Here is a 24,605-nt window from a genome sequence, read left to right as displayed (position 1 = left end):
TAAATACTTGCAGACAAAAGAGACATTGAGAACATTTTTAGGTAAAATAACGAATGGGCGCGACCATATTCTTACATGAGTTTTCCTGCACAGATGTTGATAACTGCTAACTCTTATACGCGTGCATTCAGCGCCCTGTGTTTTGTCAGTCTTCAAGTAGGGGTTTTGTTAACAGCACCTACCCAAATTGTTGTTGCTCAGCCTTTCCCATCTCAAGGGCAACCCCCTTTGCCTGTGCCGGGTACTGAGGACGTTATACCTCCAAGTGCAAATAACGAAACTTCGCCTCAACTGAACCGCTACTTTTTAGGACCAGGAGATACCATTGGCGTTGTGCTTCAACGTCCTCCTGGTCCTTATCGCTTAGGAATCGGAGATGGAATTAGCGTTTCGGTTCAGCGCTTCCCAGAGTTAAGCTTTCAAGCTGTAATTAATCCAGAAGGTAACATTGTGGTACCGTTACTGGGAACGGTATCATTACAAGGTTTAACTTTAGAAGAAGCTCAAGAAAAAATTCGCTTGGGTTTAAATCGTTATGTTGTCGATCCGGTAATAGTTTTAGCCCTAGCAAGCCAGCGTCAAGACTTTGCTTTTCAAGCTGTAATTAGTCCAGAAGGCAACGTTGTAGTGCCGCAAGTCGGAACGGTATCATTACAAGGTTTAACTTTAGAAGAAGCTCAAGAAAAAATTCGCTTGGCTTTAAGTCGAATTTTTGTAGATCCGATCGTGGTAGTATCCTTGCTAGGAGCGCGACCAGTCCAAGTTACGATTAGTGGGGAAATATTTCGACCAGGAATTTATCCAATTAATTCACCAACACCCCGCATTGCTGATGCTTTGTTAATATCTGGTGGTTCAACGGTGAATGCAGACCTGCGACAAGTGCAAATACGCCGCAAGTTAATTGATGGTTCAGTGGTTTCGCAAACTATTGACTTGTATGCAACACTGCAAAATGGTGGTTCAATCCCTAATTTACGCTTACAAGACGGAGATGCGATCGTTGTACCTCGTCGTGAAGTCGGCAATGATGACGGTTATGACCGCAATCTGGTAGCACGTTCGTCCTTAGCCACACCACAGATTAGAGTCAGAGTTTTAAACTACGCGGCAGGAGGTCTTTCTACTCAAGCCCTACCCAATGGCAGTACATTTGTAGATGCTTTGGGAGGAGTAAACGTTGACACAGCTAACCTCCGCGATATCGCCTTGGTTCGCTTTGATCCTGAACGAGGTAAAGCTGTTACCCAAAAACTTGATGCTAAAAAAGCTCTGGGAGGCGATGCATCTCAAAACGTGCCACTTCAAGATAATGATGTTATTGTTGTTGGTCGGAACCTGATCGGTAGAATTACTAATTTCTTGAGTACCATTACTCAACCGTTTTTTAATGTCCAGTCCTTTCTCCGATTTTTTGATGACTTCGGCGGACGTTAAAATTAGTAACTAGGGAGTAAGGAGTGAAGAGATTAGGGAGATGGGAAAAATAACCAATGCCTCATGCCCAATGACTAATGATAAATGACTAACTATACGCCTCTGCCATGACCCCACCAATTGTTAAACGCTATCTTATTGCTTTTGAAAAATACAAGTGGATTGGACTAGCTAGTTTTGGTTTAATTGTAGCGGGGTCAACGGTGGTGGCTATGCAACCAGAACCACCTCCTAGTTACATAGCATCTGCTGCCCTTACTTATGCTGGACCACCAGTTACTTTCTCTGCAACTGGTAGTGAAATTCAACAGCAAGGAAAGGAACTAAATGAGGAAGTTTTATTATCAAACCAGATAATTGCAGCAGTAGCAGAGAGAGTAAATATCAAACCTAAACAACTCGGTGCAAGTGTTGTCCTTTCTTTGCCTAAAAAAAACGCTAGGACTGGAGACTTAGAATCTACTACCTTTGAACTGAAATATGTAGATACTGATCCCAAACGAGCCATAGAGGTGTTGGCGGAATTGATGCAATCAATGATCAAGTTGAGTAATGACATCAATACTGGGCGATTACAAGCAATTATTGAAAAAATTAATGATCGCTTACCACAAGCTAAACGGGAATTGCAAATTGCTGAAAAGAAGTTAGAACAGTATGATCGCATCGAGCGCACGGCAATATTAGCAGCTGAAAATGGCAGTTTGCTCAGTGGCGTTACTACTAGCCAAAATCTCCAACGGCAAATTCAATTAACCATATCTGGGGTTGATGGACAAATTCGCAGTTTACAAAATAAGTTAGGTTTAACAGTCGCACAGGCTTATATTTCTTCGGCTTTGAGTGCCGATCCGATTATTGCCAACTTGCGATCGCAAATTTATCAAAGCGAGTCGCAAATGGCTTTGCTAAGGAAAGATTTACGACCCGAACACCCAACCATGATTCAGTTGCAGCGTCAAAAACAAGCTGCTGAAGAATTACTGCAACAACGTGCTGCTGAAGTGTTAGGTGGTAATGGGATGGCGGCTCCACTTCGGGGTAATGTTGCTGGTATTCGCACTTCATCAAGCTTAGATCCAGCCCGCCAACAGTTGGCAAACCAAATGGTGGCTTTGCAAACCCAACGGGAGACACTCCAACAACAACTAGCTCAAGAAATTCAACAAGAGGCGCGACTTCGACAAGAGTATTCTTTAATACCCAATAAGCAATTAGAGCGAGGGCGTTTGGAACAGGAGGTTGGACTTAAAAAAGCCATCTATGACCAAATGCAGGCGAAGCTAACGGATGCGAAAACCGCAGAGGCAGAAACTACCAGCAGTCTCAGCGTTGCCAGACGGCCGACAGTTATTCCCGACATCAAACCGCCTAAGAGTGTGCCTATTACCTTAGCTGTAGGTACTTTCTTGGGTATATTGGTTGGTGGCGGGGTGATATTTTTATTAGGGTCATTGGAAGGGACTTTCAAAACCAGAGAAGATATCCGCGAGAGCCTCAAGCAACGCGAAGTCCCACTGTTGGGAGAGTTGCCTTTAATGCTAGTTGACGATCTGGATAAAGAAGCAGTACCAGTGGTACTTTCCCCAGATTCTCCTTATCTAGAGTTTTATGAAAAGTTCCGTAGTAATCTGCGGCGGATTGGTAGTAATACCTTAAAGGTAGTGTTAATTACTAGTACCAGTAGCCTAGAGGGTAAAACGGCTAGTGCTTATAACTTGGGTATTGCTTCTGCTCGTGCTGGGAAAAGAACTTTAATCATTGAAACAGATTTGCGATCGCCTTCTCGTTGTGCATCCCTGAAAGTAATTCCCGATCCTGAGACTACCATTGAACCCCTGCGTTATTACGCTGACTTAAGTGAATGTATTCGTTTAGTTCCTGATGTAGAAAATTTATACATTATTCCMAGCCCCGGCCCTGTGCGGCAATCCGCTGCTATTCTCGAATCAAGCGAAATCCGGCGGCTGATGGATGATGTCCGCGAGCGTTTTGATTTAGTGATATTAGATACTAGTCCGTTGAGTTTATCTAATGACCCATTGTTAATCCAACCCTACAGCGATGGCATGGTACTAGTGGCGCGACCACATTATACAGAAGAGAATATGCTGGGCGAAGCAATCGATCAATTGGTTGAGTCGGAACTGGGGTTATTAGGAGCGATTATTAATGGTGCTGATATCATCGTTTCTCTGCCTGCACCTACGTTTCCATCTGAAGTAGAAGCAGAAAATGTTGAAGAATCAGAAGAAGTTTCAGCAGGTGCGAGGAAAACATAGAAAAAATAGGGAATGGGGGAGATGGGAACAATAACTAATGCCAAATACCCCGTCCTGATTCACAAATAGACAAAGCGCAAAGTCACGACTCGGAGCAAACATCCGAACAGAACTTTGTAACAGAGGACAAATGACTTTTAACTTTTGACTTCCCCGCAGGGAGTGACCATTAATCACGTCTAAACAATCCAAATACCGGAGCAAGAATTATTCCAAAAACAAAACCACCGATGTGTGCCCAGTAAGCAACTCCACCAGTTTCCACACTCATATGGGCGGCTGTTTGCAGGCTTGCAAGTCCGGATATCACATTTTGTACAAAGAAAAGTCCAATTATCACTAGTGCTGGAATTCTAATGGTGGTGATGAAAATCCCCAAAAATACTAAAGTCATTACTCTAGCGTGGGGAAAGCGAATAATGTACGCACCCAAAACTCCAGAAATTGCCCCACTTGCTCCCAAAGAAGGAATCTCAGAATTGACGCCAATAAACCATTGGCACAATGCAGCTAAAGCACCACATGTCAAATAAAAAATTAAATATTTAAAATGACCTAAACGATCTTCAATATTGTTGCCAAAAACCCAAAGAAACACCATATTTGAAATTAAATGCCACCATCCCCCGTGTAAGAATTGTGACGTAATTAGCGTTATCCATTCCCCAGATAAATTGGTGGTTAACTCTTGAGGGATTACTGCATACTGACTTAAAAACTGATTTAATTGGGTATTTGACAGACTTACCTCGTGAATAAAAACTAAAACATTCATGCCAATTAACCCGTAGGTGAAATACGGGGTGATTCGCGTGGGATTTTCATCGTAGAGAGGAAACACAGGTGTTTTTCCTAAATTATTGATTAACTGCAATATAACTTGTATGACTAGCAGTTGTTGAGTTTAAGTATTTTAACTCAGAGTAGTTTGGCAAAAATATCTCGACAGTTACCCTAAAGGACAAATAATACAAAATCCCCCCCTTTGTAGGAGTGGGATGAGCTTAAAAATACAAAACTACTGAGAACTACTATGACCAAGATTCTTCTTCAGATTTATCACTAAATAAACCTAATAATGGACCGAGAATTGCCCCAAAGATAAACCCGCCTGAATGCGCCCAGTAGGCAATACCGCCGCTTTCCATACCGATGTTGGTAGGTGCTTCCAAACTAGCAAGTCCGTAGAATGCTTGCTGGAGAAACCAGAATCCCAAAAAGAAATATGCAGGGACGCGGAAAGTCGGGAAGAAAAACCCTAAAGGCACTATACCGAGAACTTCGGCTTTGGGAAAACGAAGAATGTACGCTCCCATCACACCTGCGATCGCACCACTCGCACCCAAAGAAGGAATGCTAGAATCTTGAGCGAAATACCACTGGGTCAATGATGCCAAAATACCGCAAGCTAAATAAAATACTAAATATTTAGCATGACCTAATTTATCTTCAACATTATTACCAAAAATCCAGAGGAACAACATATTACCAGCTAAGTGCAAGAAACCGCCGTGTAAAAATTGTGAGGTAATTAAAGTTGCCCACTCTGGTACTGGTTGATGTAGAGAGGTACCAGCAAAGCTTAAGGTAAGTTCTCGTGGGACTACAGCTGCAAGGTGTAAAAACCCATTTAATGCTCGTGGAGGTAAACTTGCTTCATAAAGAAATGCGAATACATTGACAGCAATCAGTCCATAAGTTACATAAGGGGTGATTTTTGTCGGATTATTATCTCTAATGGGAACCACGGGCGTTTTTCCTGACTTTAAGACCAAACTTTACATTACTGAATTGTGCAAGTAGTTTCTTCTACCTCGTGGATAGATTTGACTTTAAGACTTAAAAACCGAAAGCCAAAAATCCACCATCGACAGTGATACATTGTCCAGTAATAAAAGATGCTCCAGGCATACAAAGAAATGCTACTAAACCCGCTACTTCTTCCGGTTGACCAACCCTTCCCATAGGTGTTTGGGACAGAACTAATTTCAGAAAATCTTGGTTATCGAGTACAGACTCAGTTAGAGGCGTGCGAATAGCCCAAGGTGCTACGGTATTTACTCTAATACGATCTGAAGCCCATTCAACTGATAGCGATCGCGTTAATTGATTTATAGCAGCTTTAGTCATACCATAAGGAGCGCCTGTACGATTCGAGACTAAACCTGCCACAGAACTGATATTAACAATGCTGCTGTTCTCGCCATTTTGCAGCAGAGGGTAAAACAGACGGCACATCTCAAAAATTGATGCCTGGTTTGTCTGGATAATGAACTGATACTCAGCTAGTGTGTACTCTACGAGTTTTTTACTAATATTGGTGCCAAMATTATTGACCAGGATATCTAATTTATCCCAGGTTTTGCTAACCTGCTCAAAGATGGCTTGACACCCATCAGTAGTTGAAACATCTGCTGTAATCCCATAAGCAAGTAATTCTGTCTGTTGCCAGATACTTAGTTGTCGAGCGACATCTTGAGAATTCCGTGCCACAATTGTGACTTCCGCACCCAGAGATAACAATTCATTGGCAACAGCTAGTCCAATGCCTTTAGTGGCACCTGTAACCAGTGCTTTTTTTCCTGTTAGTGTCCAGCGATTGCTCATTTGAATTATACTGATTTTTTCTTTTCAAGCTATCAATAACCATTCGAGTTTATCTTGCAGATGTGCAATGCGATCGCCTTTTCTCGTAATCTAGGTAATTACAACCCCATAAACCATTCACCGCATCTTGTTTGAATTCAACAGCTGACTAAACCCACTTATTAACTCATGTTTTTTGCAAATTCTCTAGAAAATCAACTCCAGCGCTGGAACGAAACCATTCGCAATCAACCCCAAAATCTTAATGCTTACATTCGTCGAGGGATGGTTAACTTTCAGATGGCCAAAATTGATGAATCTATTGAAGATTTTGATATGGCAGAACAATTAGATGCCGGTGTCAAGCCCTACCTCTGGCAACGTGGATTATCGTACTATTATGCAGAAAGATTTGCTGAAGGCGCTCAACAGTTTGAAATAGATTTGACTGTGAATGCTCAAGATGTAGAAGAAACAGTGTGGCGATATCTCTGCATAGCTCGTTTGTCAGGTGTTGAAGAGGCACGTAATTCCTTACTAACTATGAAAAATGACCCTCGACGGGTGATGCAGCGCGTATATAATTTGTATGCAGGAAATTGTACGCCAGATGATGTTTTAAATGTTGGGCGATCGCAAGGGATAAATGGGAATTTTTACAGTCATCTTTATTTAGGTTTATATTACGAAGCTAAAAATAATCTCGATTTAGCTCAGGAATATATAGTTAAAGCTGCTGATAATTACAAGATTGATGATTATATGTGGTATTTAGCGCAGGTACATAAAAAACTGCGAGGATGGATCTAGTCAACTATTAGTGTTCTAGAGGATGCCTTCTTAAGCTTGGAGTATTATTTATATAAATTACTCACAATTATAGAGAATAAATATTATTTGGAGTTGCCTTGCTTTTACTTACCAAGACTCAGCCCCCAATTCTCTATGTACGTACAATCTACGACCATCCTCGTTATGTTGATAGACTTTTTAGAGACTGGTATGACATTACGCAACTTCCTAAAGACGACTTAAAAGTTACAGTTAATTTTAACTATTGCAAATTTCTGGGACACATCGGTGTTGCGTTTCTAGGAGGAATGGTTCGCCTGCTTGAAGCTAATGGTGGTGATGTGACTTTCGACTGGAATACACTTACCGATAAAAAAATTCGTACTAACTTGGCTCAAAATGGTTTTTTATGCGATTTTGGCTACAATTGGGAACCTTGGGATGGTAACTCTATCCCTTTTAGGAGCGATCGCCAGCATGACCCTATAGCTATAGCTGACTACCTACGATACAAGTGGCTAGGCAAAGGTTGGGTCAATATCAGTCCTAGATTACAGGAAGCAATTACAGGAAAAGTTGTAGAAATATATCTCAATGCCTTTGAGCATAGCCAGTCTGCAATAGGCGTGTTTAGCTGCGGTCAAAACTATCCCAAAGCAGGTATGCTCCAGTTAACGGTCATCAACTTTGGTATTGGTATCCCTAATAGAGTTCGCACTTTACCTGAAAACTCAACCATGACTGCTACTGAGGCTCTAGAGTGGGCATTTCAGCCGGGAAATAGTACAAAACAGAATGGTGTTCGACAGGGTGAAGGTTTATATTTACTACAAGAATTTGTCAAAAAAAATCATGGAAACTTGATGATTTTCAGTAATGACGGGTATGTCACTATAAGGGATAATGGAATCATATATGAAAACAAATGTACTAGTTTTTCGGGGACGCTAGTTAATATTACCCTTCGATGTGATGAGTCCTACTACTGTCTAGCTTCTGAAGTTCCTCAACTCAAGAAGCGAATATTCTAGAGAGCGGGAGATGGAGAAATGGTATACAAAATTTACGATATTGTTGGAGAATATGCCATCACTGCTGATGGCGGACAGAAACTATATGACCAGATTCATCCACTTTTGCTAGCTGGCGAACCTGTAGAGTTGGATTTTACAGGCGTGAAAGTTTTTGCGTCTCCATTCGTGAACTTCGCCTTTGGTCAATTGTTGAAGGACATTCCAGCAGAGAAACTGAACCAGCTAGTTGAATTCACTTCTCTCAACGCTGATGGGTGGGATGTTCTGGAACATGTAATGGCTAATGCCAAACGATATTACTCTGATGAAAAATATCGTGCTGCTGTGGATACAGCGATCGCAAATATAGCTGTAACTCCTTGAGGTATGGCGATTAAGCTCAACATCCGAGCTGATGTCATCAACATCACAACTGATACTTCACAGCAAGGTGATATTTTCTTCGTAGATACGAACGTCTGGTTTTGGTACGCTTATGCAAATGCTGCGTTTAGCGCTAAATCTTACCAACTCAACAATTATCCCAACTATCTCAACCAAGCACTTTCAAACGGAGCTACTCTAACCTACTCTGGACTTACTTTAGCAGAGCTTGCTCATATTATTGAGAAAACCGAATATGAGATTTATATCCAATCTCATGGGTGGCTACCAATCAAAGAATATCGGCATAATGACCCAATAGAACGGGCGAATGTCGTTGCTGAAGTTCAGTTTACTTGGCGTCGGGTTAAAGCGATCGCTGTTCCTATTGATCTAACAGTAAATGATGCAACAACTGATGCAGCCATCAAGCGATTCAAAACTCAAGCTGTTGATGGCTATGACCTACTGCTCCTAGAAGCGATTAGTAGAGCAGGAGCAGGACAAATTCAAATCATCACAGATGACATAGATTATAATGTTGTTCCGGGTATTCAGGTTTTTACAAGCAACAACTATGTCATTCAGGAAGCTGCTTCACAAAATAAGTTAGTGGTGCGCTAATTAGGTTTAGCGTTCCAGCTATTTTTTCCCGCAAATGCTGAATGCGATCGCCTCTTATAGAAAACTTTCCGGTTGCACCCGAACAAAATTATCAGTGGCTTCGGTTTCAAACTGCACTTGGCGATACAAATCAGCGTAGACGTAGCCCGTCGTAGACATCGCTATTTCCACATCCACTGATTCCAGGCGCAATATTTCATCTAAATTATACTCTGACAGCACCCATTTTCCTTGTTCGCTGCGCCGAAACACTTCTACATAAGGTTGCTCTACTTGTACTAAGATTCTTGCAAGGTTGGAGATTGACGATATTTGGCAAACTTTTTCCCCTATCAACTGCTTCTGTTGAAGGTGATAGCACTTCGATAATTAAACAGGGAAATTGTATTAATTGTGGATTGGTATCGCGCTCGTCGCAAGTCACCACCACATCTGGATAAAAATACTTTTGTGCCGATTCTACCTGCACTTTCACATTTACAATGTATACTTCACAAGAGCGATCAGCTAAGACATCATCTAGAAGCTTAAAAAAATTTGCACAAACCCGATTATGGTTGCGCGTACCACCGCTCATCACTACAACTTCCCCATCCCAATATTCATAGCGTTGCTCTTAAGTGGGTTCCCAAACTAGATATTCTTCTGCACTCATCAAAGTGCGATCAGAGAATAATTTACTTTTTTAGAATAACGAAAACAGGACATCTCTTTTAGTATGACCTCTCGAAAAGGAGAATCTGAGCAATACTGTTGTTCGTCTGTTAGTATCATTACCAAAATATTTAGTTCGTCCAATCTAGTGAGGTAAGTGGTTATGCAAAATTATTCTATGTCATTGCGTTTGGTTTCTCTACGAAACACTTTGCATATCTTGCTTCTCCGTAGGAGTATGCTACACTTGCAATGACAATGTATATTTAATTTTGCATTACTACTTATTAGACTGTTTAACGTCCTAGCATTTTATCCCGCAACTGTTTAATGCGATCGCGCAATTTTGCGGCTTCTTCAAATTCCAATTTTTTCGCTGCTTCTTTCATCTGCGTTTCTAACAAAGTAATCAATTCTGGAATCTGTTCTAAAGGTAATTCGTCTAGATGTTCATCTACAACTTTTAAATCAGTTGCATTCAACCGCCGAGATACATCTAAAAATGACAAAATTGCATTACTTGATTTTTTGACAATCGGTTGCGGTGTAATTCCGTGGATTTGATTGTATGCCATTTGAATCCCGCGCCGTCTGTCTGTTTCATCAATCGCTTTAATCATACTATCCGTAAGATTATCAGCATACAAAATTGCTTGTCCCTGGACGTGACGCGCAGCTCTACCAATAGTTTGAATTAAGGAACGTTCGGCTCGCAAGAAACCTTCTTTGTCTGCATCCATAATTACTACTAAGGAAACTTCGGGTAAATCCAAACCTTCTCGCAGCAAGTTTACTCCCACTAAGACATCAAAGTTACCTTCGCKCAGTTTCTGCAAAATTTCAATTCGCTCAATTGAATTAATCTCAGAATGTAAATACCGCACTCGAATACTGTGGTCTTCCAGGTATTCGGTTAAATCTTCAGCCATCCGCTTAGTTAATGTCGTAATCAGTACTCGCTCGTGGCGGTCAACTCTATCTTTAATTTCTCCTAGCAAATCATCAATTTGTCCTTCTGTTGGACGTACAGAAATTTCTGGATCGATCACTCCAGTTGGTCGAATTACTTGTTCTACTATATGACCTTCAGAGACTTCTAATTCCCAATTTCCTGGAGTCGCGGAAACAAAAATACACTGGCTTGCTTTTTGCCAGAATTCTTCTGCTTTCAAAGGACGATTATCAGCAGCACTAGGAAGCCGAAATCCATGATCGATTAAAACTTTTTTTCTTGCTTGGTCACCGTTATACATGCCGCGAATTTGAGGCACGGTCACGTGAGATTCATCGATAACTAATAGCCAATCTTTAGGGAAATAATCAATTAAACATTCTGGTGGTTCTCCAGCTTGTCTTCCTGCTAAATGACGAGAATAGTTTTCGACACCATTACAATAACCGACTTCCCGCAGCATTTCTAAGTCGTAACGTGTGCGCTGATCTATGCGTTGCGCTTCTAATAATTTCCCGGCTTGTTCTAAGTCGGCTTTTTGCTGTTTTAATTCGGCGGCAATATCTTGACAAGCTATTTCTAGCCGTTCTTCTGGGGTAACAAAGTGACGTGCAGGGTAAACATTTACGGCTTCTAAACTTTTGATAATTTCACCCGTTACTGGGTCGATATAACGAATCGCATCTATTTCATCACCAAAAAATTCGACGCGAATTATTCGGTCTTCGTATGCTGGGCCAATTTCTAAAACATCACCCCGGACGCGAAATTTTCCCCGACCCATTTCTATGTCGTTGCGGCTATATTGCACGTTTGTCAAATCCCGTAAAATTTGACGTTGATTTACTTCCATACCTATCTGGAGAGGGATGGCAGCTTTGAGATATTCTGCTGGCATTCCTAAACCGTAGATGCAACTAATGGAAGCAACAACAATCACATCACGGCGTTCAAAAAGCGATCGCGTCGCTGAATGCCGCAACATATCTATTTCATCATTAATTGCCGCCGTTTTTTCGATATAAGTGTCGGTAACAGGAATATACGCTTCTGGCTGATAGTAATCGTAGTAGCTGACGAAATACTCTACTGCATTGTTAGGAAAAAACTCTCGCAGTTCGTTACAAAGTTGTGCAGCTAAAGTTTTATTATGCGCCAGGACTAAAGTAGGCTTGCCAATTTTCTCAATCACTGCTGCTACTGAAAATGTCTTACCTGTTCCTGTAGCACCTAGTAAAGTTTGGTAACGATTGCCAGCTTGGATACTAGCACTGAGTTCGGCGATCGCTTGCGGTTGATCGCCTGTCGGACTAAAGGGAGCTTGAAGACAAAATTCTGTCATACAGTTTTGCTGGAAATACCCTGTCTGATGGTAACGATTTCACCCTTTATCTATTGTAGCTGGGTAATCAAGCCATTAAATAGCAATATTACTTTACAAAGATTTACTATTTTAATTTACTTATGTATCAGTTTTAAAGATATTTATATCTATATGAGGTTTTTTAAGGTTAAACTCTCATATATAGGAAAAAATTTATCTTTCCTTAAGTATTGTAAAATTCAATTAATAAACAAGAGGCATTCGGTTATGGCTATTAGCAGCAGTTCCAAAACAATCGGTTCTCGGCAAAACTATGCAAAGCTGAAAGGGGAAACTACAGTGGAAGTTGAAAATCATCAAGCACAAAGCTTGAATGGAGATCGAGTTGATCTGGTTAGCGAAACCTCAGGGCCGGAAACTGCTGGAACATTGGCCATTGCTGGAACTCGTCCCATAGGTAGTAGCGACTTGGAAGTTGCTGAAAAACTTTCAATCGCTGGGGTGCGTCCTGTTAGCACCAGTAAGTTAGAAGTTGTTGAAACTTATAATGCAATGGGTATTCGTCCAATTGGTGCAAATCACATTCAAGTCGTTGAAAATATTAACCTTTCTGGTATTCGTCCAGTTAGCTCAAGTTCACTAGTAGTAGCTCAAAGCTATTCAGTATTCGGTAACCGTCCAGTAGCATCAAATGATATTGATGATTCTACAAACCTCATGGGTTTTCTAGATTAGACAAAAAAATATTTCTATAACTTTATTAACCCAGTCTCTCTATGGAACTGGGTTTTTAGTTTCAATAATCCAAAGATATTTGTTTTTGTTCTATGTCTTTTAGCATAGGTAACTAACCTTCTTGTATCTAAATTTTCAGCTACTTAATAGCCAGGATGCTTACTGGCATCACTTTTCTTAATTTTAAATTGTAAATTTACCACATCTAATTTTTTTAATATGTCTTGTGGTGGAAGGCTTTAGTAAAAGCTTTAAGTTAGCGTGTATGAGTAATAACAAAGGATTTCAAAGTTAGTTTATAGCTTTGAGATAAACTTTAATCTAAGTAAACAGGAGTATCAAATGAGTTTAGAAGATCGCGCTAAAGCTACTGCTAAAAATGTCGAAGGTAAAGCTCAAGAAGTAGTAGGAAACGTTACTGGAGATCCAGAAGACCAAGCTGAAGGTAAAGCTAAGCAAGCTGAAAGCGAAGTGCGTCATGGTATTGAAGACGTGAAAGACAATATCAAGAAAAAAGTTGACTAGATTTGATATTTTTTTGCAAAAGGTATAGGAAAGACAACCATGGTGTGTCGAATTTTGCAAAGTTAATATGAGATGTTTAAAAATCAAGCTTAAATCATTTTTCACTCCCTGAGCAAGGATAAGAAAGATATTAGCTTGACTAATAAAAATAATGTAGAGACGTAATTAATTACGTCTCTACAATTCATATAATCCACTATTTTTCTAGTCAGAAATTCATCTCTAACAAATTCAAACCTGATAAATTCAATTAGCTAAGATTACTAGCTATTTTATTTATTATTCAAGGTTAGCAACGAAAAAATAATTATAGCTTAGCATATTTGCAAAATATTGATGACTTAGTTTAAGTAGTGCTGATAACATTAGCAAACTCGCGTCCTCAGTTAATCATAATTATCTAAATATCTTTACGTAAAGTATTAACACCTCAACAAGTTATTATTAAGTTTTTGAGTAATATTCTAGTAAAAGTACTATTTCAATTACAACTCATAAGTGGTTAAGTAGTTGCAAATAAATTCTCAATTATTATAGCAGATTTCAATAAGCGTGAAGTAAACTATCTAGATCTGGTAACTAAGTCCAGAGTCGGTTCTAATTCTCAATTCTGCTGTAATTTGTTGTGTTGCTTAACAAAGTATGGTGGGCATAGCCCACCCTTTTTTAACTAGTGCCAGCAAAAATTAGGTATAAAAAAGATATGTAGTTGCGTTGATAGTATGAGCCTAACTCTTTATTTCCTCCGTCACGGACAGACAGAATGTAGTCGGAATAATTCCTTCTGTGGTTCTATAGACTCAGAACTTACCCCGGAAGGCTTGGAAATGGCAAAAGCTTTTGCCGATGCATATAATTCTACACATTGGACAGCAATCTTTTGTAGTCCAATGCGGCGAACTATGGAGACTGCAAAACCTTTATATCAAACCATAGCGATGGAACCACAACTTAGGGATGGTTTGAAGGAAATTGATTATGGGAAGTGGGAAGAAAAAACCCCAGAAGTAATCAGCCGTGAATATCACGATGATTATATTCGCTGGTCAGCAGATCCCGCTTGGAATGCGCCAAATGGTGGAGAAATGGCAGTTACAATTGCTTCTCGCGCCATGCAAGTAATTGAAGAAATCAAGCAAAATTACAGTAGTGGCAATATTTTAGTAGTTTCTCACAAAGCAACTATCAGAATTATTTTATGTAATTTATTAGGAATTGATGTCGGACGCTTCCGGTTTCGTTTGGGATGTCCTGTGGGGTCGATAAGTATTGTAGAGTTTACCTCACATGGCCCGTTGTTGAAAGCTTTGGCAGACCGTACTCATTTGGATGAGCGTTTGCGAAATTTGCCAGGAACGTGAGGAAGTTAAAAGTTAAAAGTTCGGAGTTATTATTCTTGTCTCCCTTGTTCTTTTGACTCTAACTGTGGTTGAGAGACCATTTATAAAGTAAATATTAACTTTTTTACCTGCGTTATAGCGCAGCACAATGCACCATTCATCTGTGCGTTTTGACTTTTAAAGCAGTTGCTACAAATCTACAAATCTGCTTTCCGTCATCCCTCTAACTGACTATTGCTCTAATAATTTCATCTGCTGCCACCAAAGATTCAGGGGATAATAGACCACAGGTGCCCAGAGACTACTAAGAATTGCAGAAGCAAGAGCGACACGTTGGTAATATGTCCAAATATCTGCAAGGCGTAGACTCTGCCCACCGTAGGCATCACTCATGAAAGTTAATTGCAACCCAAAGATAGTTTCTCCTAAAATTGCCATACCAAAAACAATCACAGCAATAGAAATAAAATCTTCTTCCATGAAGCGCTGTTTCTGAAGTAAACCTGTGAGAATTCCAACTATACCTAAACTCAGGGCATGAGTAGGATGAGGTGATGTCATTCCATCTTGAAGTAGCCCCAAAACTATACCTGCCAATGCTCCAGTAAATATTGTGCGCTTCACACTCCAAGCTACCACCCAAATTAATAGCCAGTTTGGCCCAATTCCCAATAATTCCATACCTGGGAGGCGGGTTGGCAATAATAGTAAACATAACAGCACAGACCCAACTGTCACCATCCAAGCCGTCAACTGACGTACAGTAGGATGCCAACGAGAAAGCGGTGGAATTTTGATTTTCGATTTTCGGTTTGGCGATTTTGGCTTTTTCTGTCTGCTGCCAACAAATGCAGGAATCTTCATTTTTCTGTGGATTTTATCGAAGAATTTACTTAGACTTTTGATCTGTCGATTTTTGGCTTTCCAAATCTGGGTTTTCTAATTTTGGATAGACTGCTACCCAATCTAGAAAGCGTATTGGCGGAAAAAGCTCAACTTTTGCCACTGAAGCTGGGAGTTTCTTTAAATCTAGGGACTTGATTCGTCCTATTGCTAAGCCGGATGGAAATTTCTGACTATAAGTAGATGTGGAAACTAAATCTCCTACTTTTACATTTGGGACTTTTTCATAAAACTCTAGTACAGCTTCGGCAGAAGAATCTCCTCGCAAAACACCTTTAGCAGCGGTGCGGCTAATTGTTACACCTACTTGACTCTTAAGGTCGCTGATTAACAAGACGCGGCTAGTATTGGGAGTTACACTTTCCACTAGACCCACTAATCCGCCATCTGCTTTGACTATATAGCCTTGCTCAATTCTAGAATTCGCACCCCGATTTAGAGTAACTTGTTGCCACCACTGGTCAGCACTACGTCCTACCACCCGTGCTGGTATTGGTCTTGATGCTAGTGGCTCTTTTTCTACATAGCCCAATAAATTTTGTAACTTTTTATTTTCACTTTCCAAATCTACTATCCGAGTTTGCAACTCTAATGTCCGGGCATTTGTAAGACGTTCTTCTGGAGTTGGCCCTGACTGTAACATCTGCAACGGACGGGTAATTGCATAGTATGTCTCAAGCACCAATTCACCTTGAGTCTGTCGCACTATCCAAGCACTACCAGCTACTAGAGCTAACAGCCCGATTTGTAACCCCTTATGATCCCACCAACGCCGTACTGTAACCATATATACCTTTATATACTTAATAAATTAAGTTCTACCTGGATTCTATTTATATAAAACCCAAATAGAACTCAAATAGAACTCAAGTCTGATATTTTTTCGCTACATATTGCGAGAGCGAGCGCTGAATACTCGTTCCATCTGCTTAAAGTTTTCTAACACACGACCTGTCCCTAGCACAACACAGCTTAAAGGATCGGCGGCAATGTGGGTCACAATACCTGTTTCATGGCTAATTAGGGTATCTATACCTTTGAGCAAAGCACCACCACCAGCCAGCATAATACCTCTGTCAATAATATCTGCTGCTAGTTCTGGAGGCGTGCGTTCCAATGTCCGCTTCACAGCTTCTATAATTACCGATAACGGTTCGAGCATACTTTCACGGATTTCTGGGCCTTTGATTGTTACAGTTCGTGGCAGACCAGAAAGTAAATGTAAGCCCCGAACTTCCATCATCAGATCGTTATCATCGTTAGTGGGATAGGCAGAGCCAAGCCGAATCTTAATCTCCTCGGCAGTACGTTCACCAATCACTAAGTTGTGCATTTTCTTTAGGTACTGAACGATTGAGTCAGTGAGCTCATCCCCAGCAATGCGTACTGATTCGCTCAGTACCGTACCTTGAAGGCTTAGCACTGCAACTTCTGTGGTGCCGCCACCAATATCAATGATCATGTTACCAGTAGGTTCAGTAACAGGTAGTCCAGCACCAATTGCCGCCGCTACAGGTTCATCAATTAAGTAAACTTCTCTTGCCCCAGCTTGTTGAGCTGCATCCATCACAGCTCGTCTTTCTACTCCTGTGACACCACTAGGAATGCCAATGACAATCCGGGGTAAAATTAGGGATCTACCTTCATTTACACGTTGAATAAAGCTTTTGAGCATCAGCTCGGCGACCTCGAAGTCAGCGATTACACCATCGCGCAGGGGGCGGAGAGCAATCACATTTCCAGGCGTCCGACCGAGCATTTTCTTGGCTTCTTCCCCCACAGCCAAGGCTACCTTTTCATTTTGATCGATGGCAACCACCGAAGGTTCTTGGAGTACAATACCTTTACCAGATACATAAACAAGGGTGTTAGCAGTACCGAGGTCGATACCCATATCCCATGATGTGCGAAAGTTCCTGAAAAGACCCACGCGTCTCTAAGCCCCCTATATGTTACTTTTTGACTACAACAGTAAGAGTTAATAGTGTTATATGCTATTCGTTTGTATCCTGAGTCCAGTAAACTAGACTATATTTTTATATAATTCCCAGCAATATTTACTATGTCTCAGGCATTTATTTTTTGATATTCTCTCGTGAAGTTAGTATATCCGTATACTTTTATGTGTTTCTCCAAGTAGTATGTATCATTTTTCAATTCAATTATATTGTTAACTGTTTAACACATTATTTTCAATAGTTTGACAATTCGCTATGATAAGAGTCTAGAACAGTCAGTACGCTTGTACTAAAAGGTAGGGCACATGAGTATCAATATTGTCACCCTTATTGGTCGTGTAGGTGGCGACCCAGAGATTAAATATTTTGAGTCTGGTAGTGTCAAGTGTAAATTGACGCTAGCAGTTAATCGTCGTACAAAAGAAGGCGAACATACCGATTGGTTTAATTTGGAACTATGGGGAAAAACGGCTGAGGTGGCAGGTAATTATGTACGTAAAGGCAGGCAAATTGCCATCAAAGGCTCTTTAAAGTTTGACACATGGAGCGATCGCCAAACAGGAGCAAACCGTTCCTCACCAGTTATCCAAGTAGACCAATTAGATTTATTAGGTTCTAAGCGAGATGCAGAAGGTGGTATGGCAGATATGTCTTCAGAACATTTTTAATCGGTCAGTAGTCATCAGTCCTTTGTCAGCACAAAGGACTAATAACTATAGTACAGACAAGGGTTAATCGCGTCTCGATTAATAACTAATTTGCAACGTCACCGATGCTTCTACTTGCTGTTCGCCACCAATCACAGGGGTGGAAGCGTCAGCTTGTTGAGCTAACTTGCCAGCCTCAGCACGGTATAACACAGGTGTTGGGGGCGGACTGGCATTATTAACTTGAATGCTTACTACTTCTTTGGGTGACAAACCCAAGGCAGTGAAAACAGCATTAGCTTGCTGCCTAGCGTTTTGAGTGGCTTCTGCTAATGCTTCGTTTTGTGCCCTAGCGATCGCTTCATCATTCGCAACAAAACTAATACCATCAATTTGTGTTGCACCAGCTTTCACAGCACCATCTAATAATGTACCAGTTTGCTCAACGGAAATACGAAAACTTACGGAGTTATTGGCAGTATAGCCTGTAAGCCGTTGCACATTATTGGTGTAGCTATAAACTGGGTTGAGTCGGATACCAGTAGTTTGTAATTTGTCCACGTTTTGGTTTTTCAGAAACGCAACTACAGCCGATGATCTACGGGCGGCTTCTTGCTGTACCTCTTGGGCAGTTTTACCTTGAACTTCCACTCCTAAACTGACTTGCGCTATGGTTGTGGGAATTGCTTCCATTCCACGACCATTGACAGTCAGGGTTCGCCACATTTTCTCCTTTTCTTGTGCTAATGCAGGTAGTGTAAAAGTTGTACATAAAAGTAAAGTTAAAGACAGTATTTTCCACAAATTTCCCGATGGAAATGCAGAACCGGGTAAAGCGGCTCTAGTCATCAGATTTGCACTCCTCACAACAGATGTTTTAATCAGCGTATATAGCAATCCTGTGGTAGCTGTTCAAAGTTAACAGCTATCACAAGTTTTTCATAATTCAAATGCGATCGCTAGATACGATTTGTATGTTTATACTTTGACACTGCCAGAATCAAAAGCGGGAATGGTTACGTTTTTGGAAACTAAAAAAATTACATTAATCTATTTGGAAATTTGGGTATGGCGTATTGGTTGCTGAAAACTGAACCAGAAAACTATTCTTACTTCGATTTGGAACGGGACGGCAGTACAATTTGGGATGGAGTTAACAATCCTCTAGCGCTCAAACATATACGTACCATGCTGATTGGTGATTTGGCGTTGATTTATCACACAGGTAAAGAACGACAACTCATCGGCGTAGCAGAAATAATTAGTCAACCTTATACTGATCCAGCACTCAACGATAGCAAACGGCTAGTTGTGGATGTGCAGGCAGTACAAAGAGTAAAGCAACCCGTCACCTTAGCCCAAATCAAGCAGGATGAAAAATTTACGGATTTCGACTTGCTGCGACTTCCTAGACTGTCTGTAGTCCCGGTTTCTCAAGACTATTGGCAGCGCTTGATGGATTTACTGGAGAGTGGGGACTAGGGACTGGCGATTGGGGAGTAAAATTTGAACTTGAGCTTCTGAGGGTGAAAGTTGAGCTTCTGAGGATGAACGTTGAGCTTCTGAGGGTGAAAGTTGAGCTTCTGAGGGTGAATGTTGAGCCTCTGAGGGTGAAAGTTGAGCTTCTGAGGGTGAAAGTTGAGCTTCTGAGGGTGAAAGTTAAGCTTCTGAGGATGAAAGTTGAGCTTCTGAGGGTGAATGTTGAGCTTCTGAGGGTGAACGTTGAGCTTCTGAGCGTGATTCTTAAAGTTTTAACTCTCTTTCACTCCTTTCTCCCCAATCCTGAGTCCCCAATCCCTTTCAAAAGCTGCAAATATCATATCGAAAGACAGATGTTTTTCAGAAACACGTCAGAATCAAAGAGAAGGATTTTCACACAACCCAATGCATTTGTTAAATCCAAGTAACTTCTTTTTTCCTCTGCTGGCTAGCGCAACACAAGCCGCAGACAATTCAATGGTAGTAGCAGCAGTGCTACTCAGTTTAGTAGTCATTTACCTTGCCAGCAAACTTGGTGGGGAGTTATCAAACCAAGTGGGTTTTCCGCCGGTTTTAGGAGAACTCGTAGGTGGCGTGGTAGTAGGTATCTCTGTTCTCCATCTTTTGGTATTTCCAGAAGGCGGCACAGACAGTTCTAACTCTTTGATTATGACTTTCCTGCAAACTACAGCTGGTTTATCTCCCGAAGCCACTCCAGCAGTGTTTGCAGCACAGTCAGAAGTCGTTTCCGTTTTGGCAGAATTGGGCGTGATCATCCTGCTGTTTGAAATTGGTTTGGAGTCGAACTTAAAAGACTTAATGGCAGTGGGTATCCAAGCCAGCGTTGTTGCAGTGGTGGGGGTGGCAGTACCCTTTGCCGCTGGTACTGTAGGATTGATGACTTTGTTTGGTATCAGTGCTGTCCCCGCAATTTTCGCAGGGGCGGCTTTGACTGCTACTAGTATTGGGATTACTTCCAAAGTGCTGTCAGAACTGGGGCGACTCAATTCTAAAGAAGGGCAGATTATTCTCGGTGCTGCTGTAATTGATGATGTCCTGGGAATCATCGTCTTAGCAGTAGTTGCCAGTTTAGCTAAAGATGGCGTGGTGGATGTTGGCAAAGTCATTTATTTGATTATCAGTGCCACTGGTTTTATTTTGGGAGCAATCTTGCTAGGCAATGTTTTCAATAAATCCTTTGTGGCGATCGCTGATAAACTCAAAACACGTGGCGGATTGGTTATACCAGCATTCATTTTTGCTTTTGCAATGGCATATCTAGCTGCTGTCATCCAGTTAGAAGCAATTCTGGGAGCTTTTGCCGCAGGTTTAGTCCTAGAAGAGACAGATAAGCGCAAAGAACTACAAAGACAAGTCTGTCCGATTGCTGATATGCTAGTGCCAATTTTCTTTGTGACTGTTGGTGCAAAAACGGATTTGGGAGTCTTAAACCCAGCGATTCCTGATAATCGCGAAGGTCTAATTATGGCAACTTTCCTGATTACAGTAGCCATTCTTGGTAAAGTAATCACAGGTTTAAGCGTGTTTGGTCAACCAGAAATCAACCGTTTAGCGATCGGTGTGGGGATGATTCCAAGAGGTGAAGTCGGGTTAGTATTTGCTGGTGTCGGCGCTGCTAGCGGCGTTCTCTCGAAACCATTAGGAGCAGCAATCATCATGATGGTTATCTTAACCACCTTTTTAGCTCCCCCCTTGTTACGATTCGTATTTCCAGAACCAAAAACTGTGGATGCAGGCTCAGAGCAACTGATTTTAGACGGTGCTTCTGGGACATCGTTGGTAATTGAACCACCTCAGTCGAAGGTATCAGTGTCAGAAGTAATTCCAGAATCTGAGGATAGTTAATTACTGGGGTATGAGGCATTGGGAGTCAGGAGTTTAAAGTTCTTCTCCCTCATCTCCCTCATCCCCGCGTCAGAGCGTCTCTTAATCCCCTCGCTTCTCAAGTGGAAACTTCTGTCCTTAAATTTCCGTCCCTTGTGATTATAAAATTGTCGTTTGTTTGTAATTTCTACTAGTATTTGGAATGTTACTTATTTCCAGTTTTCCTCTCCTCTTCATACCAATTTGCATCCTGAAGCGTAATTTATAAATTTCTCTTGTTCAGTCTCTACCCCTCTAAAGTGAAAGTTACGATTTAGAAAGTAGATTGATATCACTCTTCATTTGAAGATTTTTTAAGTAATTGGGGAGTAACATCTATAAATTTTGCTAGCTCAACTGAAAGTAGTAGGAATTATTTACTCAGTGCATCAATGGCAACAAACAACAAACAGTTATTTGTCAAGAGTTATCAATCATCAGTTATCTAGCTTTCTTGGGAGTCAAAGTCCCCCACTTTTTGAGATAGAAGTTTTTACACTGGATTGAAATTCCAGTATAAAACCTAGCAATTGTTAACTGATAACTAATATTGATTTTAGTGTGTCTTTATACCAAATTAACAATCAAAAAAGGCATCAAAACTCAAGTTTAGGTGGTGACGGTGTGATATACCAAAGAGTTAAATATTGACTCAAGCATTGCTCAGCAACGAATCTAAGTCATAAATTAAATAAAGCAGATTAAAAACACTCATTGAGTCGCAATTTAATCTGGGGGTTACAACAATATGAGAAGTTAAGAACTTGAAGTTCTTTAGATCTGAACTTCTTTCAAGGGCGAAGGGCAACTCAAAACTTGCAACTTAGCACTACTGAAGACTCCCATGAATGTGAATTAGGAGAAAGGACTGTGAAATTAGACTGGTTACTACCCAGCACTATTGGAACTATCTTGATGCTATCGTCGCCAGCAATGGCTGGGAGACTAGAATCGTGGCGCTTTGATGCCAATCAAAATAAGTTGGAAATTAATACTTTAGGCAATGTTCAACCCCAAGCACAACTAATTTTCAACCCGACTCGTTTGGTAATTGATTTGCCAGGAACCACGTTTGGGCGTCCTCAGGTCACCCAGCAGGTAGGTGGTGGTATTCGTTCTATCCGTGTTGGGCAGTTTGAGAGCGAAACAACGCGCATAGTCGTCGAATTGACTCCTGGTTATACTTTAGACCCCAAGAGAGTGAAATTTGTGGGCATAACTGGCGAGCGGTGGACGGTGCAATTACCTAGACCAGAAGTCGATAAAGTAGCATCACCTCCAAGAAATATTTATAGTGTAGTAACTCCAGATTCTAGTCCTAGACCCAATCTTTCAAGGGTCGCCACCACTCCCCAGGCGGCGACTCAAATTGAGAGCCTACAAGTCACAGGCGATGGGTTTTTCATCCGCACCAGCGGTGCTAATCCTCCAATTCAAGTAATTCGTAGCCGCGATCGCGCTAGCATCTTCATGGACATTTCTGGCGCATCTTTATCACCACGGTTGATACAGCAAAATAATCAGTCTGTTAACAAGTTTGGGGTTAGTCGTGTTGAATTCACCCAATTACAAACTCAACCCCCTGGTGTTCGTTTAACTTTGCGAGTCAATAAAAATAGCCCAGATTGGCGAGTAAGTACCAGTAATAGTGGTGGTTTGGTGGTTCTGCCTACTCGCATTGTCACATTACCTACAAGTAATAATTTTGACAATCAGTCTGAATCCGTTTCCTTTCCCAGCACACCATTAGCTAACAACTCGCCAGCCACAATTGAGTCGGTGGAACTGGCTGATAATGGCACACAACTGCTGATTAGAACTGACCAAACTGTATCTGCTAGGGGAGTCTGGGATAGAAGCTCTGGTTTATTCCGCCTCACAATTGGCAATGCAAAGTTAGCTCACAGAGTTACAGGACCTACGTTTGCTGCCAATAGCCCCATTCTCCGAGTACGCCTGCAATCACAACAACCTAATACAGTTATCGTTTTAGTTCAACCAGCACCGGGAGTCCAACTTGGCCAACCAAATCCAATCAGTGATCGGCTTTTGGCTGTCCCGATACAAGGCTCTCGTCGAGTTGTCACACTTCCTGGCAGACCTCCCTATACTATACCTCCGCTACCACCAATCAACCGAGGCTCATTCCCAGACCCAAATAATTCCAACCCCCGACCTGTAACACAACCACAACGCCGAGTCAGCAATGGGCGACTGGTAGTCATTATTGACCCCGGACACGGTGGTAAAGATTCTGGAGCAATTGGTATTGGGGGGGCACGCGAAAAGGATGTTATCTTGCCTATTGGTAAAAGGGTAGCAGAGATTTTGCAGCAAAATGGTCTACAAGTTATTATGACTAGGGATTCTGACTATTTTGTTACCCTTCCTGGACGAGTAGAAATGGCAGAAAGAGCTAATGCTGATGTGTTTGTTAGCATCCACGCTAATTCAGCCGGTGCGAGTCGTCCAGATGTGAATGGCTTAGAAGTCTATTATTATGACAGCGGTTTGAGTCTAGCTCGTGTTGTCCGCACTAACATTCTCCAAAGTATTGGTACTCTCAAAGACAGGGGAGTGCGGCGAGCTAGATTTTATGTACTCAGAAAAAGTTCTATGCCCTCAATTCTGGTGGAAACAGGTTATATGACTGGTCGAGAAGATATGGCTAGGCTCAGAACCTCAGCTTACCAAAATAGAATGGCAGAAGCGATCGCTCGTGGCATCCTTCAGTACCTAAAGAGAAGATAAGTAATTTTGTCTAAATTGTTGAGTAAATACATTTAAATGATTACTAAATTTATACAATTTAATAGTAATTCTAATGAGTTATTGCTGGTGCTGAGAACAAATTTACCTGAGTTGGAGTCATCAAAATATTAAACTCCCAAGTTTGATCATTCTAAATTACTCTCTTGCCATTAAGAAATTACTTATCTCTTCTCCTGCTTGACGCTAACTGCTAGCAAGCGTCAGGAGCTTACCTAAAAAATTTAGGTATTCTTAGAGCGGGACAGGAGTAGGTTGTTTGTTTATTGTCATCTGATGCTTTGGAGGTCTAATTTATCTAGGCTAATGGCATGGCA

At 41.2% G+C, this 24,605-nt stretch carries 22 protein-coding genes and 1 pseudogene; 14 read left to right on the top strand and 9 right to left on the bottom strand.

Annotation, left to right across the window (positions count from 1 at the left end; translation table 11 throughout):
• The first annotated feature begins 93 nt into the window (after positions 1 to 93).
• Both FCR06_RS00570 and FCR06_RS00565 read left to right on the top strand, forming a co-directional pair.
• Positions 94 to 1,437, top strand: a complete 1,344-nt coding sequence (locus FCR06_RS00570; protein WP_138497158.1) for a polysaccharide biosynthesis/export family protein — start codon at positions 94 to 96, stop codon at positions 1,435 to 1,437.
• Positions 1,438 to 1,544: 107 nt separating this feature from the next.
• Positions 1,545 to 3,719: a GumC family protein gene (locus FCR06_RS00565; protein WP_138496922.1), complete on the top strand. Its 2,175-nt coding sequence runs from the start codon at positions 1,545 to 1,547 to the stop codon at positions 3,717 to 3,719.
• 169 nt (positions 3,720 to 3,888) lie between these two features.
• Here FCR06_RS00565 and FCR06_RS00560 read toward each other — a convergent pair whose 3' ends face one another.
• The 3 genes from FCR06_RS00560 to FCR06_RS00550 form a co-directional block, all read right to left on the bottom strand.
• On the bottom strand, positions 3,889 to 4,560 hold the full coding sequence (locus FCR06_RS00560) for a rhomboid family intramembrane serine protease (protein WP_138496921.1): 672 nt from the start codon (positions 4,558 to 4,560) through the stop codon (positions 3,889 to 3,891).
• 190 nt (positions 4,561 to 4,750) lie between these two features.
• Positions 4,751 to 5,467 (bottom strand): rhomboid family intramembrane serine protease, encoded by a 717-nt coding sequence (locus FCR06_RS00555; RefSeq protein WP_138496920.1) that lies wholly within the window; start codon positions 5,465 to 5,467, stop codon positions 4,751 to 4,753.
• 91 nt (positions 5,468 to 5,558) lie between these two features.
• A complete protein-coding gene (locus FCR06_RS00550; RefSeq protein WP_138496919.1) occupies positions 5,559 to 6,326 on the bottom strand; it encodes an SDR family oxidoreductase in 768 nt (255 codons plus the stop codon).
• 168 nt (positions 6,327 to 6,494) lie between these two features.
• Between FCR06_RS00550 and FCR06_RS00545 the strand changes: the two genes are divergently transcribed.
• From FCR06_RS00545 to FCR06_RS00530, 4 genes are all read left to right on the top strand, one after another.
• Positions 6,495 to 7,115, top strand: a complete 621-nt coding sequence (locus FCR06_RS00545) for a hypothetical protein (RefSeq protein ID WP_138496918.1) — start codon at positions 6,495 to 6,497, stop codon at positions 7,113 to 7,115.
• 98 nt (positions 7,116 to 7,213) lie between these two features.
• Entirely contained in the window at positions 7,214 to 8,128 is a 915-nt protein-coding gene (locus FCR06_RS00540; RefSeq protein ID WP_223279996.1) for a hypothetical protein, read from the top strand.
• 18 nt (positions 8,129 to 8,146) lie between these two features.
• Positions 8,147 to 8,494 carry an STAS-like domain-containing protein gene (locus FCR06_RS00535; protein WP_138496917.1) on the top strand — a complete coding sequence of 116 codons (348 nt, stop codon included), beginning with the start codon at positions 8,147 to 8,149 and terminating at the stop codon, positions 8,492 to 8,494.
• A gap of 3 nt (positions 8,495 to 8,497) precedes the next feature.
• The gene (locus FCR06_RS00530; RefSeq protein WP_138496916.1) at positions 8,498 to 9,118 is read left to right on the top strand and encodes a hypothetical protein; all 621 of its coding nucleotides are present in this window, start codon (positions 8,498 to 8,500) and stop codon (positions 9,116 to 9,118) included.
• 54 nt (positions 9,119 to 9,172) lie between these two features.
• Here FCR06_RS00530 and FCR06_RS00525 read toward each other — a convergent pair.
• Positions 9,173 to 9,773: pseudogene (locus tag FCR06_RS00525) on the bottom strand (Uma2 family endonuclease).
• Between the two features lie 295 nt (positions 9,774 to 10,068).
• On the bottom strand, positions 10,069 to 12,066 hold the full coding sequence (uvrB, locus tag FCR06_RS00520; RefSeq protein WP_138496915.1) for an excinuclease ABC subunit UvrB: 1,998 nt from the start codon (positions 12,064 to 12,066) through the stop codon (positions 10,069 to 10,071).
• Positions 12,067 to 12,315: 249 nt separating this feature from the next.
• On the opposite strand from uvrB, the gene FCR06_RS00515 reads away from it, so the two are divergent.
• The 3 genes from FCR06_RS00515 to FCR06_RS00505 all read left to right on the top strand — a co-directional run bounded on the left by FCR06_RS00515 (position 12,316) and on the right by FCR06_RS00505 (position 14,669).
• The gene (locus FCR06_RS00515; RefSeq protein ID WP_138496914.1) at positions 12,316 to 12,783 is read left to right on the top strand and encodes a hypothetical protein; all 468 of its coding nucleotides are present in this window, start codon (positions 12,316 to 12,318) and stop codon (positions 12,781 to 12,783) included.
• 342 nt (positions 12,784 to 13,125) lie between these two features.
• Positions 13,126 to 13,308, top strand: coding sequence for a CsbD family protein (locus FCR06_RS00510; protein ID WP_138496913.1), 183 nt, complete (start codon positions 13,126 to 13,128; stop codon positions 13,306 to 13,308).
• A gap of 722 nt (positions 13,309 to 14,030) precedes the next feature.
• Positions 14,031 to 14,669 (top strand): histidine phosphatase family protein, encoded by a 639-nt coding sequence (locus tag FCR06_RS00505; protein ID WP_138496912.1) that lies wholly within the window; start codon positions 14,031 to 14,033, stop codon positions 14,667 to 14,669.
• A 210-nt stretch (positions 14,670 to 14,879) separates the two neighbouring features.
• Here the strand turns inward: FCR06_RS00505 and mreD are convergent, their stop codons facing one another.
• The 3 genes from mreD to FCR06_RS00490 all read right to left on the bottom strand — a co-directional run bounded on the left by mreD (position 14,880) and on the right by FCR06_RS00490 (position 17,445).
• Positions 14,880 to 15,512 carry a rod shape-determining protein MreD gene (gene mreD, locus FCR06_RS00500; protein ID WP_138496911.1) on the bottom strand — a complete coding sequence of 211 codons (633 nt, stop codon included), beginning with the start codon at positions 15,510 to 15,512 and terminating at the stop codon, positions 14,880 to 14,882.
• A 25-nt stretch (positions 15,513 to 15,537) separates the two neighbouring features.
• Positions 15,538 to 16,338: a rod shape-determining protein MreC gene (mreC, locus tag FCR06_RS00495; RefSeq protein ID WP_138496910.1), complete on the bottom strand. Its 801-nt coding sequence runs from the start codon at positions 16,336 to 16,338 to the stop codon at positions 15,538 to 15,540.
• Positions 16,339 to 16,437: 99 nt separating this feature from the next.
• Positions 16,438 to 17,445 carry a rod shape-determining protein gene (locus FCR06_RS00490; RefSeq protein ID WP_138496909.1) on the bottom strand — a complete coding sequence of 336 codons (1,008 nt, stop codon included), beginning with the start codon at positions 17,443 to 17,445 and terminating at the stop codon, positions 16,438 to 16,440.
• A 369-nt stretch (positions 17,446 to 17,814) separates the two neighbouring features.
• Here FCR06_RS00490 and FCR06_RS00485 point away from each other — a divergent pair, with 369 nt between their 5' ends.
• Positions 17,815 to 18,177 carry a single-stranded DNA-binding protein gene (locus FCR06_RS00485; RefSeq protein WP_138496908.1) on the top strand — a complete coding sequence of 121 codons (363 nt, stop codon included), beginning with the start codon at positions 17,815 to 17,817 and terminating at the stop codon, positions 18,175 to 18,177.
• Positions 18,178 to 18,255: 78 nt separating this feature from the next.
• Here FCR06_RS00485 and FCR06_RS00480 read toward each other — a convergent pair whose 3' ends face one another.
• Entirely contained in the window at positions 18,256 to 19,005 is a 750-nt protein-coding gene (locus FCR06_RS00480; RefSeq protein ID WP_138496907.1) for an SIMPL domain-containing protein, read from the bottom strand.
• A gap of 219 nt (positions 19,006 to 19,224) precedes the next feature.
• Between FCR06_RS00480 and FCR06_RS00475 the strand changes: the two genes are divergently transcribed.
• From FCR06_RS00475 to FCR06_RS00460, 4 genes are all read left to right on the top strand, one after another.
• Positions 19,225 to 19,638, top strand: coding sequence for an EVE domain-containing protein (locus FCR06_RS00475; protein WP_138496906.1), 414 nt, complete (start codon positions 19,225 to 19,227; stop codon positions 19,636 to 19,638).
• Complete coding sequence (locus FCR06_RS00470) at positions 19,599 to 20,063, top strand: hypothetical protein (RefSeq protein ID WP_138496905.1); 465 nt, start codon at positions 19,599 to 19,601, stop codon at positions 20,061 to 20,063. Before FCR06_RS00475 ends, FCR06_RS00470 begins: the two co-directional genes overlap by 40 nt.
• Positions 20,041 to 21,501 (top strand): cation:proton antiporter, encoded by a 1,461-nt coding sequence (locus FCR06_RS00465; RefSeq protein ID WP_138496904.1) that lies wholly within the window; start codon positions 20,041 to 20,043, stop codon positions 21,499 to 21,501. Before FCR06_RS00470 ends, FCR06_RS00465 begins: the two co-directional genes overlap by 23 nt.
• A gap of 888 nt (positions 21,502 to 22,389) precedes the next feature.
• Complete coding sequence (locus FCR06_RS00460; protein WP_138496903.1) at positions 22,390 to 24,270, top strand: N-acetylmuramoyl-L-alanine amidase; 1,881 nt, start codon at positions 22,390 to 22,392, stop codon at positions 24,268 to 24,270.
• The last annotated feature ends 335 nt before the right edge of the window (positions 24,271 to 24,605 follow it).

This window comes from Nostoc sp. PA-18-2419 (genome assembly GCF_005869855.1).
Taxonomy (GTDB): domain Bacteria; phylum Cyanobacteriota; class Cyanobacteriia; order Cyanobacteriales; family Nostocaceae; genus Nostoc.
Note: the sequence above shows the minus strand (reverse complement) of the source record. Positions and strands in the feature narration are given on the sequence as shown.

What these genes read in the sequence shown, in the direction of transcription:
- FCR06_RS00570 (WP_138497158.1), top strand. Translation starts at nt 94, where the DNA reads ATGTTGATAACTGCTAACTCTTATACGCGTGCATTCAGCGCCCTGTGT.
- FCR06_RS00545 (WP_138496918.1), top strand. Translation starts at nt 6,495, where the DNA reads ATGTTTTTTGCAAATTCTCTAGAAAATCAACTCCAGCGCTGGAACGAA.
- FCR06_RS00535 (WP_138496917.1), top strand. Translation starts at nt 8,147, where the DNA reads ATGGTATACAAAATTTACGATATTGTTGGAGAATATGCCATCACTGCT.
- FCR06_RS00530 (WP_138496916.1), top strand. Translation starts at nt 8,498, where the DNA reads ATGGCGATTAAGCTCAACATCCGAGCTGATGTCATCAACATCACAACT.
- FCR06_RS00515 (WP_138496914.1), top strand. Translation starts at nt 12,316, where the DNA reads ATGGCTATTAGCAGCAGTTCCAAAACAATCGGTTCTCGGCAAAACTAT.
- FCR06_RS00510 (WP_138496913.1), top strand. Translation starts at nt 13,126, where the DNA reads ATGAGTTTAGAAGATCGCGCTAAAGCTACTGCTAAAAATGTCGAAGGT.
- FCR06_RS00505 (WP_138496912.1), top strand. Translation starts at nt 14,031, where the DNA reads ATGAGCCTAACTCTTTATTTCCTCCGTCACGGACAGACAGAATGTAGT.
- mreD (WP_138496911.1), bottom strand. Translation starts at nt 15,512, where the DNA reads ATGAAGATTCCTGCATTTGTTGGCAGCAGACAGAAAAAGCCAAAATCG.
- mreC (WP_138496910.1), bottom strand. Translation starts at nt 16,338, where the DNA reads ATGGTTACAGTACGGCGTTGGTGGGATCATAAGGGGTTACAAATCGGG.
- FCR06_RS00490 (WP_138496909.1), bottom strand. Translation starts at nt 17,445, where the DNA reads ATGGGTATCGACCTCGGTACTGCTAACACCCTTGTTTATGTATCTGGT.
- FCR06_RS00485 (WP_138496908.1), top strand. Translation starts at nt 17,815, where the DNA reads ATGAGTATCAATATTGTCACCCTTATTGGTCGTGTAGGTGGCGACCCA.
- FCR06_RS00480 (WP_138496907.1), bottom strand. Translation starts at nt 19,005, where the DNA reads ATGACTAGAGCCGCTTTACCCGGTTCTGCATTTCCATCGGGAAATTTG.
- FCR06_RS00475 (WP_138496906.1), top strand. Translation starts at nt 19,225, where the DNA reads ATGGCGTATTGGTTGCTGAAAACTGAACCAGAAAACTATTCTTACTTC.
- FCR06_RS00465 (WP_138496904.1), top strand. Translation starts at nt 20,041, where the DNA reads ATGCATTTGTTAAATCCAAGTAACTTCTTTTTTCCTCTGCTGGCTAGC.